The following is a 17,225-nucleotide window of genomic DNA, read 5'->3' as shown; positions in this document are numbered from 1 at the left end:
GCGACGGGAGTGACAGGGGGACGACATGGATGTCCGAGATGTGTGTGTCATCGGTGGCAACCGGTACTTCGGGAAACGGCTGATCCAGCGCCTGTTGGACGCGGGCGTACGCGTCACCGTCATCAACCGCGGCTCCTGCGCACCGCCGGAAGGCGCCGAGCACCTGGTCGCGGACCGGGACGACGAGTCGGCCCTGACTGCGGCGCTCGGCGACCGGAGCTTCGACGCCGTGGTCGACCAGGTCTGCTACACACCGCGGCAGGCGGAGATCGCGCGGCGGGTTTTCGCCGGGCGTACCGGCCGCTATGTGATGACCTCGACGGTCGAGGTGTACGAGCACCAGGACTCCGCGGGCCTGATCCGCGAGGAGACCGTCGATCCGCGCACGGTCGCGGTCGATCTCGCTCTGCCGTGGGACGACACGGACTTCCGGGAGGCGCACTACGGCGAGGGAAAGCGGCAGGCGGAGGCCGTGTTCGCGGCGGGGCCGGTGTTCCCGTACGTGGCCGTGCGGGTCGCCCATGTGCTGGGCGGCGCCGACGACTTCACCGGCCGCATCGACCACTACGCCGAGCGGATCCGGGCGGGCGAGCCGATCGCCGTACCGGCCGTGAACCGTACCGCCACCTATGTGTACGTCGAGGAGATCGCCGCGTTCCTGGACTGGGTGCTGCGCGCCGACTTCACCGGCCCGGTGAACGCGGCGGCGCACGGGCGGCTCGGCACGGACGACATCTGCGCCGCGCTGACCGGGTCCATCGGCGGGACGGCCCGCTTCGAGGTGGTGGGCGGGGACGGGGAGCTGTCCCCGTTCTCGTTCACGCGCTCGTACGGAATGGACAACTCCCGGGCGGAGCAGCTCGGTTTCCGCTTCGGCGACAGCAGGGAGTGGCTGGCGCGTGCGATCGCCGAGACCGCCGGCGCACATGCTGCGGAGGTGCGGGGATGACGGTCGGGACCACTCGGCGTGCGATCGGCGGCCGGCAGGTCTGGCCCGTCGGCCTGGGGGCGATGCCGCTCTCCATCGAGGGCCATCCTGGCGAGGCGCGGGCGGTGGCCACGATCCACGCCGCGCTCGACGCCGGCGTGACGCTGATCGACACCGCCGACTCGTACCATCCACCGGGTGAACGCACGGGTCTGGGCGAGGAGTTGGTGGCACGCGCGCTCAGCTCGTACGGCGGCGGCACGGACGGCGTACTGATCACCACCAAGGGCGGCCGCGGCCGCACCCCCGACGGCGACTGGTCGGTCAACGGCGACCCCGGGCATCTCAAGCGCGCCGCACGGGAGTCGGCGAGCCGGCTGGGTGTCGAGGCGATCGGGCTCTACCAGCTGCACAAGCCCGATCCGGCCGTGCCGTACGAGGAATCCCTGGGCGCGATGAGCGAGTTGCTGGACGAGGGGACGATCGGACTGGCCGGAATCTCCAACGCGGACACGGCACAGATCCGCCAGGCCAGGGAGATCCTCGGCGACCGGCTGGTCTCGGTCCAGAACCGCTACTCGCCGGCCATCCGCGACAGCGAGCCGGAACTGCGCCTGTGCACCGAACTGGGCCTGGCCTTCCTGCCCTGGAGCCCCCTCGGCGGCATCTCCCGAAGCTCCCTCGACGGCGCCTCGCGCCAGGGACCGGACCCGGCGTTCGCCGCCTTCCACCGGGTGGCCCGGGAGCGCGGGGTGAGCCCGCAGCGGGTGGCACTAGCCTGGCTGCTTGCACGGTCGCCCGTGGTCATCCCCATCCCCGGAGCGAGCCGGCCGGAGTCGGTGCGGGATTCGGCCGCGGCTGCCGGGCTCGTGCTGGAGGAGGGCGAACGGGCGCTGCTGGGCCTGGACTGAGCCCGGCCGGAACGACCGGGCCCGCCCGCGATCAGGTGCCCGGTGCGCGGAAGTCGACCGTCTTCCGGACTGCCGCGTCCATGTCCTCCGGGCTCAGCAGCGGTACGGCCCGCGAGGTCACGGCGCCCGTCGCGCGTGCCGCCATGGAGGTGGCGACCAAGGAGGCCTCGTCGGGCATGTCGGCGACGACGTACAGATCGTCGCTTCCGATGGCGTAGTACATCCATTCGAGGGTGCCTCCGCACGAGCGGAGGACCCGCTCGACGGCCTCCTTGCGGCCCGTACCGCCCTCGGCCATCAGGCCCCGGGTGCCCTCGGCGGTGTAGCTCGACTGGATCAGGTACTTCGGCATCCGGTGCTCCCGTCGTCCGGCGCCCCGCGGGGCGGCGCGATCTCGGTCTCACCTTCGGGCACGGGGAGCTGACCGGCCACTCAGGCTCGGCCGCGCAGATGGGTGGCCGTGGTGCCCGCGCGGGTGCGCAGCAGCAGGCGGAGGGTGCCCGGGTTCTCGTGGCCCACGCGGCGGGCGATGACGGGGAGCGGGAGCGATGTGGTGCGCAGCAGGTGGGTCGCCTGCTCCACACGCAGGTCCTGGACGAAGCGGACCGGCGTGGTGCCCAGGGTGCGGGAGACGGCCCGCTGCAGGGTGCGCTCGCTGATGCCGAGGGCGCGGGCGGCCTCGGAGACCACAAGGGGTTCGTGGAGGTGCTCACGGGCCCAGCGTTCGAAGGCCGCGACGGTGGGATCGCTCTGGGCGCGCGCGGCGGGGATGGTGTACGCGGCCTGGGAGGGGCGGTCGTCGAGCACGAGGTAGCGGGAGACGAGGTCCGCGAGGGCGGGGCTGGCCGTGCGGACGATCGACAGGGCGAGATCGAGGTGGGAGAAGGCGGCGCCCGCCGTGGTGATGCCTCCGGACACCGTGACCATGGTCGTCTCGTCCAGGTCGACGGCCGGGTAGCGGGCCCGGAACACCGGTGACAGCCACCAGCTCGTCGTCGCCCGCTGCCCGTCGAACACACCGGACTCCGCCAGCAGGAAGGTGCAGGCGGAGGCGATCGGGGTGCCCGCCGACCGGACCTCGGCGAGCAGGCCCCGTGCCGCGCGGGCCCCGTTCCCGGACACGTACGAGACCAGGCTCGCGGGGCGGCGCTCGGTGACCGCGGGCACGATCAGCAGTTCGCTCTCGCGGACGGCTTCGACCGGCTCCGTCGGCACGGTGCGGCCCACCCCGGTGCTCACCCGGCGGCGGAATCCCACCGTGCGGATGTCCCACTCGGGCGGCGGCTGCGGAAGCTCACCGCGCATGGCGTTGGCGGAGTGCAGCACGTCGAGGATCGCGGACAGTCCGGAGCCGAATCCGCCACTGCGGGTCACGGGAACGGCGCTGCACGTGGGGCGTACGACGGCCACGGCGGAGCGCCGGGTCGTGGGGGTCGAGGACGGGAAGCTGTACGCGCACGGGACGACGACCTGCGCGCTGTTCTCGTTCCCGGTCTGAACACCCCGACGGGCCCCGGCGCGTCGGCGCCGGGGCCCTCAGCGGGTTCAGACCTTCGCGACCGGCGCCGTCGGCACCGGCTCCTCGCGCTGCTCCGGTACGTCACCCACCGACGCGGGCGCATGGTCGTCCATCAGGGTCCGCTCGTCGAACGGTGCCCGCCCGGCGAGCACCTCGGCCACGCGCTCCTTGTCGATCTCCTTGGTCCAGGTGCCGATGAGCACGGTCGCCACCGCGTTCCCCGCGAAGTTGGTCAGGGCACGGGCCTCGCTCATGAAGCGGTCGATGCCGACGATGAGACCGACCCCGTCGACCAGCGCGGGCTTGTGCGACTGGAGGCCGCCCGCCAGTGTCGCCAGTCCGGCTCCGGTGACGCCCGCCGCGCCCTTGGACGCGATGACCATGAAGACCAGCAGCGAGATCTGCTCGCCCACCGACAGCGGGGTGCCCATCGCCTCGGCGACGAACAGCGAGCCCATCGTCAGATAGATCGCTGTGCCGTCCAGGTTGAAGGAGTAGCCGGTCGGCACGGTGATGCCGACCACGGGCTTCGAGACACCCAGATGCTCCATCTTCGCGATCAGGCGCGGCAGCGCGGACTCCGACGACGAGGTGGAGAGGATCAGCAGGAACTCCCGGCCCAGGTACCTGAGGAGCGCGAACAGGTTCACCCCGGCGGCCAGCCGCAGCAGCGTGCCCAGGACCACCAGCACGAAGACCGCGCAGGTCAGATAGAAGCCGATCATGATGACGGCGAGCGACTTCAGGGCGTCGACACCGGTCTCGCCCACCACCGCGGCGATCGCGCCGAAGGCCCCCACCGGAGCGGCCCACATGATCATCGCGAGGACTCGGAAGACAAGGCGCTGGATGTTGCCGATGCCGCGCAGGACCGGCTCGCCGGCCGTGCCCATGGCCTGGAGGGCGAAGCCGGTCAGCAGGGCGACCAGCAGTGTCTGGAGGACCTCGCCCTCGGTGAAGGCGGACACCAGGGTCTTCGGGATGACCCCCAGCAGGAAGTCCACGGTGCCCTCGCCGGCGCCGGCCGCCTGCTTCTCGCCCGCGGCCCTCGCGGCCTCGGTGAGATGAAGGCCGGAACCGGGCTCCAGGATGTTGCCGACGACCAGGCCGATCCCGAGGGCGATGGTGGACATCACCAGGAAGTAGCCGAGGGCGAGCCCCCCGACCGCGCCGACCTTGGCGGCCTTGCGGACCGAACCCACGCCGAGCACGATCGTGCAGAAGATGATCGGGGAGATCATCATCTTGATCAGGTTCACAAAGCCGGTGCCCAACGGCTTGAGCTCGACGGCCACGCCGGGGGCCGCGAAGCCCACGATGATGCCGAGGGCGACGGCACCGATGACGGCGAGATACAGGTAGTGCGTACGGTCCCGCCGTGCGGTTGCTGGTGCGGTTGCCACGGGGATTCCTCCTCGGCCTGGTGAATGTCCACGTCCCGTTGGACTGCCGCGACTATCCACCACGCTGTGACGCCGGTCACCCTTGCGTACGTTTCGTTCACACGAAAGCGGCCGTGCAGACTTACGGCATGCACATAAGGCGCCCCCGACCGCGGAGCCTCGCCGGCCAGCTCTTCGCGATGCAGGTCGTCCTGGTCGCCGCGGTCGTGGCCGGGTGCGCCGTATTCGCGTATCTCACCGACCGGGACCAGGCGGAGGAGACCGCGCGGCGGCAGACGGTGGCGACCGCGACGGCGGTGGCCGACTCGCCGTCGGTCGTCGCGACGGCGCGGCAGGCCGTCACGCCGACGGCCGCCGCCGGCACGACCGGTCGCGGACGACCGGCGGACGGCGCGGCAGGCGGCGCGGACAGCGGCGTGGCGCGCCCCAGCGAAGCGCTCCAGCCCTACGCGGAGCGGGTCCGCAGGGACTCGGGCGTCGACTTCGTGGTGATCATGGCGCCGAACGGGACCCGATGGACGCATCCGGAGCCGCAGCAGATCGGCCGCACCTACATCGGGCACACCGACGAGGCACTGCGCGGCCGGACCTTCTCCGAGACCCACGAGGGTGTGCTTGGGCTGTCGGTGCGGACGGTGACCCCGGTGCGGGACGGCGGCCGGATCGTCGCACTCGTCAGCGCGGGCATCACCATCGACCGGATCAGCGCGCAGGTGCGTCAGCAGCTCACCGCGCTGCTGGGGATGGCGGGAGCCGCGCTGGTGCTGGGCGGTGCGGGCACGTATGTGGTCAACGCCCGGCTGCGGCGGCACACGCACGGGATGAACGCGGCCGAGCTCAGCCGGTTGCACGACTACCACGAGGCTACCCTGCACGCGCTGCGCGAAGGGCTGCTGATGCTGGACGGGCAGCGGCGGATCGCGCTGATCAACGACGGCGCACGGGAACTGCTGGGCCTCGGTCCGGGTGCCGTCGGACGCGGCCCGGCCGAACTCGGCCTGCCGCCGGGACTCACGGGCGCTCTGCTGGCCAGCGAGGCACGGGTGGACGAGCTGCATTTGACCGCGGACCGCGTGCTGGTGGTCTCCACCCAGCCGGTGGTCGGCGGGGAACGCAGGGGCACGGTGGTGACCCTGCGGGACCACACCGAGCTCCAGTCCCTCACGGGCGAGCTGGACTCGGAGCGGGGCTTCACCCAGGCACTGCGCGCCCAGGCCCATGAGGCCGCGAACCGCCTGCACACCGTGGTCTCGCTGATCGAACTGGACCGCGCGGACGAGGCGGTCCGGTTCGCGACCGCTGAACTGGAGCTGGCCCAGGCACTCACGGACCGCGTGGTGAGCGCGGTCGGAGAACCGGTGCTCGCCGCCCTTCTGCTGGGCAAGGCCGCCCAGGCCAACGAGAGCGGTGTGGAGCTGGTCCTCACCGAGGACAGCCGTATCGACGACGGGGTGCTGCCACCGTGGCTGCCGCCGCGCGATCTGGTGACCATCCTGGGCAATCTCATCGACAACGCGGTGGAGGCGGCATCGATGGCACCGGACCCACCGGCCGGTGAGGAGGAGCCCGGTGCGCGTACGGGCGCGTCCCCGTCGACGCGGGCGCGTGTCACCGTCTCCGCCCGCGCCGACGTGGGCGAACTCGTCCTGTGCGTCGGCGACAGCGGTCCGGGGGTGCGATCGGCGGACGTGGACGCCGTGTTCGAGCGCGGGTGGTCGACCCGGGGGCCGGGCAGGGGCCTGGGCCTCGCCCTCGTACGTCAGGCCGCGCACCGGGGCCGCGGCACCGTGGAGATCGCCCGGGGCCCGGACGGCGGCGCCCGGTTCACCGTACGGCTGCCCTTGCACGCCGGAGAGCCGACGGGGTCAGGAGGGTGAGCGTATGAGCGCCCAGAACGTCCGCGTGCTCGTCGTCGAGGACGACCCCGTCGCGGCCGACGCGCACGCGCTCTACGTCGGACGCGTGGCCGGATTCGGCGTCGCCGGGGTGGCCCACTCGCGAGCCGGGGCGCACCGGCTGCTCGAGCGGACCCCCGTCGATCTGATCCTGCTGGATCTGTACCTCCCTGACGGGCACGGGCTCCAGCTGCTGCGTTCGCTCCGGGCGGCGGGCCACGCGGCGGATGTCATCGCCGTCACCTCTGCCCGTGACCTCGCCGTCGTCCGCGAGGGTGTGTCGCTCGGGGTGGTCCAGTACGTCCTGAAACCGTTCACCTTCGCGACCCTGCGCGACCGCCTCGTCCGGTACGCCGAGTTCCGCGCCACCGCGGGCGAGGCCGCCGGCCAGGACGATGTGGACCGGGCTCTCGCGACCCTGCGCACGCCGCAGCCCGCCGCGCTCCCCAAGGGTCTGAGCGGCCCCACGCTGGAGGCCGTCACCCGTACGCTGCGGGACTCCCCCGGTGGTCTCACCGCCGCCGAGGCCGGGAGCGCCGTGGGGATCTCCCGGATCACCGCACGCCGCTATCTGGAACACCTGGTGTCGTCGGGCCGGGCGGACCGCAGTCCGCAGTACGGGCAGATCGGCCGTCCCGAGCTCCAGTACCGCTGGCTCCCGTCCGGCCGGTGACCACACGGCCCGCCCCGGGCCCGTACCGGCATGCGGACGCGGGGGAGTGATCGGCGCAACCCGATCAAGTCCCGGCTGGATGCCGGGGCCCGTGCGGGCCCTGTAGACCGACTCAGAAGACCGACTCCGCCTCGTGGACCCGGTCCTGCGGCACCGTCTTCAGCCGGGTGACGGCCTCCGCCAGCGGCACCAGCACCACCTGCGTGCCGCGCAGCGCGGTCATCTTGCCGAAGTCGCCCTGGTGCGCCGCCTCCACGGCGTGCCAGCCGAAGCGGGTCGCGAGCACCCTGTCGTACGCGGTGGGCACCCCGCCGCGCTGGACATGCCCCAGGATCACGGGCTTGGCCTCCTTGCCGAGTCTGCGTTCCAGCTCGACGGCGAGGCGTCCGCCGATGCCCAGGAAGCGCTCGTGGCCGTACTGGTCGATCTCACCCCTGCGGTAGTCCATGGAGCCCTGAACGGGGTGCGCGCCCTCGGCGACGCAGATGACCGCGAACTTCTTGCCGCGGGCGAAGCGTTCCTCGACCATCTTCACCAGGTCGTCGACCTCGAAGGGGCGTTCGGGCAGACAGATCCCGTGAGCGCCGCCCGCCATTCCCGACTCCAGCGCGATCCAGCCCGCGTGCCGTCCCATCACCTCGACCACCATGACCCGCTGGTGTGACTCGGCTGTGGTCTTGAGGCGGTCTATCGCCTCGGTGGCAACCATCACCGCGGTGTCGAAACCGAAGGTGCGGTCGGTCGCCGAGATGTCGTTGTCGATGGTCTTCGGCACTCCGACGACGGGCATCCCGGCCTCGGACAGCATCCGGGCGGCGCTGAGGGTGCCCTCGCCGCCGATCGGGATCAGCACGTCGATGCCGTACCGAAGAGCCAACTCGGCGCAGTTCTCGGCGGCTTCCCGGAGCCGGGCGCGTTCGAGGCGTGCGGAGCCGAGGATGGTGCCGCCGCGAGCCAGGATGCCGCTGACGGCGTCGAGGTCGAGGGAGCGGCAGTGACCGTCGAGGAGGCCCTTGAACCCGTCCTCGAAACCGATGACTTCATCGTCGTAGCCGGTCATGGCGCGGTGCACGACCGACCGGATCACTGCGTTCAGGCCCGGGCAGTCGCCGCCGGCGGTGAGGACTCCGATACGCATCGTGCCGTCTCTCCCGATCTTCCGATCGCCGGTGCATGCAGCATCACTCGTGCATAGAGCGCCACTGTCGATTCTTCCACGCCGGGCCGCCGGCGCACTCCAGTGGCACGCGGCGGGCGCTCTACCCACGCCCGGGGGTACTGTCAAGAGGGCGATGCCACCCTATCGGGGGTGTTCCCGCACGTCAGATTGCCGGTGGCACACGCCCAGGACGACACACCGCACTCGAGGCAGGAACAGGAGATCACGCGTGGCGCGCAGCGTGTACGTGACCGGGATCGACCGCGGCGACGGCCGGCAGGTGGTGGAGCTGGGGGTGATGGAGCTCCTGACCCGGCAGGTGGACCGCGTGGGCGTGTTCCGGCCCCTGATGCACGACGGGCCCGACCGGCTGTTCGATCTCCTGCGCGTCCGCTACCGGCTCTCCCAGGATCCGGCTTCCGTGTACGGCATGACCTACGACGATGCCGCCGCTCTCCAGGCCGAGAAGGGCACTGACGAGCTGGTGTCCCAGCTCGTGGAGCGGTTCCTCTCGGTGGCACGGGACCACGAAGTGGTGCTCGTGCTCGGCACGGACTTCCACGAGACCCAACTCCCCGACGAACTCGCGCTGAACGCCAGGCTGGCCAACGAATTCGGCGCGTCCGTGATCGCCGTGGTGGGCGGCAAGGGCCAGACGGCGGAGTCGGTACGCGCGGAGACCCGCAACGCCCACCGCGCCTACGAGGTCCTGGGCTGCGACATCCTCGCGATGGTCGCGAACCGGGTGGCGCCGCAGGACCGCGAGGCGATCGCCGAGCGGCTGGCCGCCCGCGTACCCGTCCCGTGCTACGTGATACCCGACGAACCGGCACTGGCCGCGCCCACGGTCGCCCAGGTCACCCAGGCCCTGGGGGCGAAGGTGCTGCTCGGGGACGACTCGGGGCTCGCCCGGGACGCACTCGGCTTCGTCTTCGGTGGTGCGATGCTGCCGAACCTACTCAAGGCCCTGACACCCGGCTGCATGGTCGTCACGCCGGGTGACCGCGCGGACCTCGTGGTCGGGGCGCTCGCCGCGCACTCCGCGGGCACCCCGCCCATCGCGGGTCTGCTGCTCACCCTCGACGAGCGGCCCGCCGACTCGATCCTCACCCTGGCCTCCCGGCTCGCACCCGGCACCCCGGTGATCTCGGTGCCCGGCGGTTCCTTCCCCACCGCTGTCGAACTCTTCGCGATGGAAGGCAGGTTGAGCGCGGCCACACCCCGCAAGGCGGAGACCGCGATCGGGCTCTTCGAGCGCCATGTCGACACGGCCGGCCTGCTCGCCCGGGTCGAGGTCGCGCGCACCGGCCGGCTCACCCCGATGATGTTCGAGCACGACCTGCTGGAGCAGGCCCGCGCCATCCGGCGCCGGGTCGTGCTGCCCGAAGGCACCGAGGAGCGCGTGCTGCGCGCGGCCGATGTCCTGCAGCGCCGCAACGTCTGCGATCTGACCCTGCTCGGTGACGCCGAGGCGATCCGCAAGAAGGCCGCCGACCTCGGTATCGACCTCGGCGACGTGCAGATCATCGATCCGGTGCGCTCCGAGCTGCGGGAGCGTTTCGCCGAGCGCTACGCGCAGCTGCGCGCCCACCGCGGTGTGTCCGTGGAGCTGGCGCACGACGTCGTGGCGGACGTCAACTACTTCGGCACCCTGATGGTCCAGGAGGGCCTGGCCGACGGCATGGTGTCCGGTTCGGTGCACTCCACGGCGGCGACGATCCGCCCCGCCTTCGAGATCATCAAGACCAGGCCGGGCGCCGGGATCGTGTCCTCGGTGTTCTTCATGTGCCTCGCCGACAAGGTGCTGGTGTACGGCGACTGCGCGGTCAACCCGGACCCGGACGCCGAGCAACTCGCCGACATCGCCGTGCAGTCGGCGGCCACCGCGGCGCGTTTCGGCGTGGAGCCGCGGATCGCGATGCTGTCGTACTCCACCGGCAGCTCGGGCTCGGGCGCCGACGTGGACAAGGTGCGCGAGGCGACGAAGCTGGTGCGGGAGCGCCACCCCGAGCTGAAGATCGAGGGTCCCATCCAGTACGACGCCGCGGTGGCGCCGTCCGTCGCAGCGACGAAGCTGCCCGGGTCCGAAGTGGCGGGCCAGGCGACGGTGCTGGTCTTCCCCGACCTCAACACCGGCAACAACACGTACAAGGCGGTGCAGCGTTCGGCCGGGGCCGTGGCCGTCGGACCGGTGCTCCAGGGACTGCGCAAGCCGGTCAACGACCTCTCGCGGGGCGCTCTGGTCAGCGACATCGTCAACACGGTCGCGATCACCGCGATCCAGTCCCAGGCCCAGGAGCTGCCCGCATGACCGCCACCACTGCCTCCACCGCCTCCACGACGCCTGCCGCGACCCGCGTCCTGGTCCTGAACTCCGGCTCCTCCTCGGTCAAGTACCAGCTGCTCGACATGCGCGACGGCTCCCGGCTCGCCGTCGGCCTGGTCGAACGCATCGGCGAGCAGACCTCCCGGCTGGTCCACACCGCACCCGCGGGCCCGAACGCCGGGACGCGCGAGCGTACCGATCCCGTCCCCGACCACGGCGCTGCGCTGAAGGCCATGGGCGAGGAGCTGGCACAGGACGGCCTCGGCCTGGACTCCCCCGAACTCGCCGCCATCGGCCACCGGGTGGTGCACGGCGGGCAGCGGTTCACCGCGCCCACCGTGGTGGACGACGAGGTGCTGGCGGAGATCGAGCGCCTCGTCCCCGTGGCGCCGCTGCACAACCCGGCGAACATCACCGGTATCCGCACCGCCCGGGCGCTGCGCCCGGATCTGCCGCAGGTCGCGGTGTTCGACACCGCCTTCCACACGACGATGCCGGAGCACGCGGCGCGGTACGCGATCGACACCGCAACCGCGGACGCCCACCAGATCCGGCGCTACGGCTTCCACGGCACCTCGCACGCCTTTGTCTCGCGCCGGGCCGCCGAGCTGCTCGGCAGGTCACCCGAAGACGTCAACGTCATCGTGCTGCACCTGGGCAACGGCGCCTCGGCCTCGGCGGTCGCGGGCGGGCGCTGCGTGGACACCTCGATGGGGCTGACCCCGCTGGAGGGGCTGGTCATGGGCACCCGCTCGGGTGATCTCGACCCGGCCGTGATCTTCCACCTGGGCCGCGTGGCCGGGATGTCCCTGGACGAGATCGACACCCTGCTCAACAAGCAGAGCGGTCTGATCGGGCTGTGCGGCGACAACGACATGCGGGAGATCCGCCGCCGGATCGGTGAGGGCGACCGCGCCGCGGTGCTCGCCTTCGAGATCTACGTCCACCGGCTGCGGAAATACATCGGCGCCTATTACGCGGTACTCGGCCGGGTGGACGCGGTGGTGTTCACGGCGGGGGTCGGTGAGAACGCGGCCGAGGTGCGGGAGGCTGCCATCGCCGGTCTGGAGGAGCTGGGGCTTGTGCTGGACGCGGAGCTCAACGCCGTACGGTCGGGTGAGCCGCGGCTCGTCTCGCCGGCCCACGCACGGGTCGCGGTCGCAGTGGTGCCGACGGACGAGGAGCTGGAAATCGCCCGGCAGACCTTCGCACTGATCGGGCACACGACCATCGGGAACACACCTACTGGAGAGTTTCGCGCCTGAGCGGCAGAGCGCCCATTTGTACTTTTCACCAGACGGAATATTCCGGCTAGAAACAAACCGATAGGATCGCCTTATGCGCCGTTCCAAAATCGTCTGCACACTGGGCCCCGCCGTCGACTCTTACGAGCAGCTGAAAGCGCTCATCGAGGCCGGCATGAACGTGGCCCGTTTCAACATGAGCCACGGGACCCAGGCAGAGCACCAGGAGCGGTACGACCGCCTCCGCAGGGCGGCGGCCGAAACCGGCCGCCCCGTCGGTGTGCTCGCCGACCTCCAGGGCCCCAAGATCCGCCTCGAGACCTTCGCCGAAGGACCGGTCGAGCTGGTCCGCGGTGACGAGTTCACCATCACCACCGAGGACGTCCCCGGTGACAAGTCCATCTGCGGCACCACGTACAAGGGCCTGCCCGGAGACGTCTCCAAGGGCGACCAGGTCCTGATCAACGACGGGAACGTCGAGCTGCGGGTGGTCGAGGTCGAGGGCCCCCGGGTGAAGACGATCGTGGTCGAGGGCGGTGTCATCTCCGACCACAAGGGCATCAACCTTCCCGGTGCCGCGGTCAACGTCCCGGCCCTGTCCGAGAAAGACGTCGAGGACCTCCGCTTCGCCCTGCGGATGGGCTGCGACCTGGTGGCGTTGTCCTTCGTACGGGACGCCAGCGACGTCAAGGACGTCCACAAGGTGATGGACGACGAGGGCCGCCGGGTCCCGGTCATCGCCAAGGTGGAGAAGCCGCAGGCCGTCGAGAACATGGACGCCGTCGTCATGGCCTTCGACGGCGTGATGGTGGCCCGCGGCGACCTGGCCGTCGAGTACCCGCTCGAAAGGGTCCCGATGGTGCAGAAGCGGCTCATCGAGCTGTGCCGCCGCAACGCCAAGCCGGTGATCGTGGCGACCCAGATGATGGAGTCGATGATCACCAACTCCCGTCCGACCCGCGCCGAGGCGTCCGACGTCGCCAACGCGATCCTGGACGGCACGGACGCCGTGATGCTCTCCGCCGAGTCCAGCGTGGGCGCGTACCCGATCGAGACGGTCAAGACGATGTCCAAGATCGTCGCCGCAGCCGAGGAGGAGCTCCTCTCCAAGGGCCTCCAGCCCCTGGTCCCCGGCAAGAAGCCCCGCACCCAGGGCGGTTCGGTGGCCCGCGCCGCCTGCGAGATCGCCGACTTCCTCGGCGGCCGCGCACTTGTCGCCTTCACCCAGTCCGGCGACACCGCCCGCCGCCTGTCCCGCTACCGCGCGGAGCAGGCGATCCTCGCCTTCACGACGGATGAGAACACCCGCAACCAGCTCACCCTGAGCTGGGGCGTGGAACCCTTCATCGCCCCGTTCGTCGAGACCACCGACGCGATGGTCGACCTGGTGGACGCGGCCCTGCTGAAGCTGAAGCGCTTCAACCAGGGCGACACCATGATCATCACCGCCGGCTCCCCTCCCGGCATCCCCGGCACCACCAACATGGTGCGGGTCCACCACCTGGGCGGCGAGAAGCACCACTGACGCCTGCCATCGCGAAGGGGCGGTGACCTGGTCCGCGCACATGGACCGGGGCACCGCCCCTTCGCCGTTACGGAGGTACTGGCCGACCCACCGCACCCCAGCGGGACGCCCGACCCGGGCCAACCCGGACCTCCAGAGGGGACCACGCGCCACTCGCACCGCGTCCGCGTCGGCGGAGGCTCGAGGGGTGCTGTCAGCTGCATGGGCTGCGTCTGGTTCGGCGCTGGGCATGCGACCGCGCGGTCCTTGCGACGGCTCCGGGCACTCCGGTTCAAGTGACTGCCGCGCTCGGCGAACACAGGCGACGTGCTGCGGCAGCACCTGGTGACAGATATGCATTTTCCGGTCAGACCCATGGCGGGAAGACTTCGTTACCTACACGTCACCTTCACATGCCTCACACAGGTAACTCCGGGTGTGAGCTTGGCATTTACACATGGTGCGCGACGTGAACGGCGCAACCGTTCCCGAATACCCTTTGCCGTGCCCCGTTGACCCGCGGTTATGGTGAACGCCGCGCGCGGGATGGGGCCTTGACCACCCCACCATGACGCGCACACGTCATTCGGCGGCCGGGGGGACTGTGCCGCCACGGGGAGGGATGCATCGCCATGTCGCGAGACCGGCTCACTGCGAACGCGGCTTCGATCGCCGCCGCCTGCTGCCCGTGCCCCTGCGCCGGAACAGCTGACTGACCCGCGTCTGTCGTCACCTTTCTCTTCTGGCGGTCGCCCCCGCCTGCTCACGTTCGTTGTGAAGGATGCCCCTTTTGCGATTCAGACCGGGGTTGTTCAGCCCCAGATCACGCTCATCCACCGCCCTCACCACCGCCATCACGTCCGTGGCCGCGCTGGCCGTTCTCGGTGGCGTGGCCGTCCAGCCTGGCGCGGTCAGCCCGAACGCCGGGGACCGCATGGCCCCAGTCGACGACAGCTGGGACTGGTACGAGGACACTCCCGCGGAACAGCTGCGGCAGGACCAGTGTCTGATGTCCGACGTACTGCGCCTGGGCGGGGCTTCGATGTCCGCGACCGCGCAGGACGGCCTGAACCAGTCGCAGGCCAAGTTGCACGAGCTGGCCAACCGCGAGCACTGGGAGGACACCCCGCTCGCCAAGGCGTACGAGAAGGACCGGCAAAGCGCGTCCAAGGAGATGGACGCACTCAACTCACTCTGGAGTAGCTGGAAGAAGCCGCTTGAGGGGCTGGAAGAACCCCCCATAGCGGAGTTCGACGAGCCCCCGGGTGGAACGGGGGACGACAAAGGCACCTTCTATGAGCAGACGGGTCTGACGAGTTGGGTCGCCGACCGGTTCTGGAAGAGCGAACACGACTTCTACGAGGACCCCACACCCAGGGCCGACAAGACAACGGTCAAGGCCGTCAAGGACCTTGGCGCGCCGCTGTACGGCAAGGACCCCGATCCGACCCTGCCCGAGTGGGAGCGTCAGCGCGCCGAGCACGGTGCTTACGAGCATCTGTCCGACTGGTCTCTTGAGCCCACGGGGGCGGACAACGCCCGTCTCTTCCTCTCCTCCGGCGGCTTCCCGCGCGCGGCGCCGCAGCCGGGCACGGCTGAGCATCGCATTGCGGTGGAGGACCTGAAGACGCGTTTCGCGTCCTGCGCATGGCGTGACCCGATGGACCCGAACGAGGTCCTGGGGGTCCTGACCACCACGGCCACGCAGGAGTGGCAGAAGGAGGTCGCCTCCCAGGCGATCCAGCGCAACCAGATCCTGACTACCGGCAAGGACGCCACCAAGTCCCTGGCCGCAGGTGCGAAGACGCTGGGTGACCTGCTGGGCCACTCCTGGATCGCCGACCGTCTGGCCCGCTGGCAGGACTACTGGTCCGCGGGCGGCGTGGGCTGGATCGGCGACAGCTATGTGGCGATCGAGGTACCCGGTGCCAAGGGGAACTGCCTGGACGTCGAGGGTGACAGCAACGCCAGCGGCACGGCAGTTCAGATCTACACCTGCAACGGCAGCTTCGATCAGGATTGGCAACTCGAAGGCACCGGTGACGACCTCCACATCCGCAACGGGCGCTCGATGAAGTGCCTGGATGTAGCCGGGGGCAAGTCCGCGAACGGCACGAAGATCCAGATCTCGGACTGTTACAAGTCCAAGAGCCAGTCATGGCAGGGCGACATACGCGCCACTACGACACTGAAGAACGTCTCCACGGGCAAGTGCCTGGATTTCAGCACCCTGGACAAGGCCACGGACGCGCGGCTGTGGGACTGCAAGAGCACCAGTGCGCAGAAGTTCCTGATCAAGCCGACGGGTCACAAGGGCACAGACAGTCTGTCCTATCCGGACAAAGCGCAGTTCGACAAGGCGAAGAAGGGTGTCACCGACACGCAGGCGGCGGCGAAGAAGCAGCTGGCCGCGCTGAAGGTGCAGCTGGAGAGCGCCAAGAAGTCGGGCACCGCGTCGGACGCGGCCGAGCAGGCGGCGTACGGGATCGCGGATGCGGCGGGTGCGCCGCGGGGTCGTGGTCTGCTGGTGGGTCAGCAGAAGGCACAGGTCACCAAGGGTATCGTGGCCGCGTTGACGGCGATGGTGAAGGCGGGTGAGACCGCTGAGGCGGCCACCCGTGCTTCCGCGAGTGACAGCGACACGATCGCGCAGCGGGCTTTGGCGCAGGCCGCGCAGGTCAACGCGGAGTTCCGTAAGGAGGCCGCGCACAAGGCCGAGTTGCAGGCGAAGGCGGCGGCGGATGCGGCGAAGCTGCACCGGGACAACGCGAAGAAGGACAAGGAGACGGCGGAGGCGAAGCTTGTCGTCGCGCTGAAGGCGGAGGCGGACGCGAAGGCGGCGGCTGCTGACGCGCACGCCAAGCGGCTTGCGGCCGAGGCCGAGGAGAAGACGGCCAAGGCGGAGAAGGAGACCGCCGCTGCCAAGCAGGCCGAAGCCAACCAGCACAAGAAGACCGCGCAGGCCGAGGCGGCGAACGCGCAGGACGCCAAGGAGAAGGCGGAGGCCGCCGAGTCGACCGCCCTCGCGCGGAAGAACGACGCGGTCAAGGCCCGTGACAACGCCAAGGCCAAGCGGGACGACGCCTGGGACGCCGAGCAGAGGGCCGACGCCACACGCGCCAAAGCTGATGCCAAGGGTGCCTACGCTGACTCCCTGGAAGCGGGCGACGCGGCGGACGCGGCTCGCGCGGCTGCTAACGAAGCAGACCAGCACGCGGACGACGCCGAAGCGGCAGCCGGCCGGGCCCGGACAGCGGCGGATGCTGCAACGCAAGCTGCGGCCGAGGCGGACGCCGCGGCCACCCGCGCCGAAGCGGCGGCCAAGCGGGCACGTTCGAACGCGGACGCCGCCCAGGCCGCCAAGCTGCGCGCCGACGCCGCCGTCAGGACCGCGACCGGCGCCGCCGCCGACGCCATCAACGCATCCCAGCACGCATCCACCGAAGCAAACTACGCGGTCAAGGCAGCCGACCAAGCAGAGCAAGAAGCCAAGACCGCCAAATCCGAGGCGGACAACGCGAACAAGGAGGCCGTCAAGGCCCTCGCGGCCTCGGCGAAGGCCGCCGGTTTCGCCCATGTCACCGCGCAGGCCGCGGTCGACGCGGGCAACGCCGCCGCCCAGGTCGCCAAGCCCGCCAACGACGCGATCCAGCGCGGGTCCCC

General features: G+C 70.6%; 12 protein-coding genes. 8 read left to right on the top strand and 4 right to left on the bottom strand.

The features are described from left to right. Window positions 1–25: 25 nt before the first annotated feature. A complete protein-coding gene (locus ABZ532_RS28905) occupies window positions 26–949 on the top strand; it encodes an NAD-dependent epimerase/dehydratase family protein (protein ID WP_361290083.1) in 924 nt (307 codons plus the stop codon). After that, the gene (locus ABZ532_RS28900; protein ID WP_361290080.1) at window positions 946–1,839 is read left to right on the top strand and encodes an aldo/keto reductase; all 894 of its coding nucleotides are present in this window, start codon (window positions 946–948) and stop codon (window positions 1,837–1,839) included. Before ABZ532_RS28905 ends, ABZ532_RS28900 begins: the two co-directional genes overlap by 4 nt. Before the next feature lie 31 nt (window positions 1,840–1,870). Here the strand turns inward: ABZ532_RS28900 and ABZ532_RS28895 are convergent, their stop codons facing one another. From ABZ532_RS28895 to ABZ532_RS28885, 3 genes are all read right to left on the bottom strand, one after another. Continuing rightward, window positions 1,871–2,191, bottom strand: coding sequence for a GYD domain-containing protein (locus tag ABZ532_RS28895; protein WP_361290077.1), 321 nt, complete (start codon window positions 2,189–2,191; stop codon window positions 1,871–1,873). A gap of 80 nt (window positions 2,192–2,271) precedes the next feature. Further along, window positions 2,272–3,213 carry a helix-turn-helix domain-containing protein gene (locus ABZ532_RS28890; RefSeq protein WP_361290074.1) on the bottom strand — a complete coding sequence of 314 codons (942 nt, stop codon included), beginning with the start codon at window positions 3,211–3,213 and terminating at the stop codon, window positions 2,272–2,274. A gap of 171 nt (window positions 3,214–3,384) precedes the next feature. Continuing rightward, the gene (locus ABZ532_RS28885) at window positions 3,385–4,761 is read right to left on the bottom strand and encodes a cation:dicarboxylase symporter family transporter (protein ID WP_361290071.1); all 1,377 of its coding nucleotides are present in this window, start codon (window positions 4,759–4,761) and stop codon (window positions 3,385–3,387) included. 128 nt (window positions 4,762–4,889) lie between these two features. Here ABZ532_RS28885 and ABZ532_RS28880 point away from each other — a divergent pair, with 128 nt between their 5' ends. Both ABZ532_RS28880 and ABZ532_RS28875 read left to right on the top strand, forming a co-directional pair. Beyond that, window positions 4,890–6,638 carry an ATP-binding protein gene (locus tag ABZ532_RS28880; protein WP_361290068.1) on the top strand — a complete coding sequence of 583 codons (1,749 nt, stop codon included), beginning with the start codon at window positions 4,890–4,892 and terminating at the stop codon, window positions 6,636–6,638. Window positions 6,639–6,642: 4 nt separating this feature from the next. Then, complete coding sequence (locus ABZ532_RS28875) at window positions 6,643–7,329, top strand: response regulator (protein ID WP_361290065.1); 687 nt, start codon at window positions 6,643–6,645, stop codon at window positions 7,327–7,329. Window positions 7,330–7,441: 112 nt separating this feature from the next. On the opposite strand, the gene ABZ532_RS28870 is transcribed toward ABZ532_RS28875, so the two are convergent. Then, window positions 7,442–8,467 (bottom strand): ATP-dependent 6-phosphofructokinase, encoded by a 1,026-nt coding sequence (locus ABZ532_RS28870; RefSeq protein ID WP_361290062.1) that lies wholly within the window; start codon window positions 8,465–8,467, stop codon window positions 7,442–7,444. A 250-nt stretch (window positions 8,468–8,717) separates the two neighbouring features. Between ABZ532_RS28870 and pta the strand changes: the two genes are divergently transcribed. From pta to ABZ532_RS28850, 4 genes are all read left to right on the top strand, one after another. Beyond that, complete coding sequence (pta, locus tag ABZ532_RS28865) at window positions 8,718–10,799, top strand: phosphate acetyltransferase (RefSeq protein WP_361290059.1); 2,082 nt, start codon at window positions 8,718–8,720, stop codon at window positions 10,797–10,799. Beyond that, window positions 10,796–12,079 (top strand): acetate kinase, encoded by a 1,284-nt coding sequence (locus ABZ532_RS28860; RefSeq protein WP_361290056.1) that lies wholly within the window; start codon window positions 10,796–10,798, stop codon window positions 12,077–12,079. Before pta ends, ABZ532_RS28860 begins: the two co-directional genes overlap by 4 nt. A gap of 73 nt (window positions 12,080–12,152) precedes the next feature. Next, complete coding sequence (gene pyk, locus ABZ532_RS28855) at window positions 12,153–13,583, top strand: pyruvate kinase (RefSeq protein ID WP_361290053.1); 1,431 nt, start codon at window positions 12,153–12,155, stop codon at window positions 13,581–13,583. A gap of 760 nt (window positions 13,584–14,343) precedes the next feature. Next, a partial coding sequence (locus ABZ532_RS28850; protein ID WP_361290051.1) for an RICIN domain-containing protein occupies window positions 14,344–17,225 on the top strand: 2,882 nt, incomplete at its 3' end.

The sequence above is a fragment of the Streptomyces sp. NPDC019396 genome (genome assembly GCF_040632375.1).
GTDB lineage: Bacteria > Actinomycetota > Actinomycetes > Streptomycetales > Streptomycetaceae > Streptomyces.
This window is presented reverse-complemented; position numbering and strand designations above follow the sequence as displayed.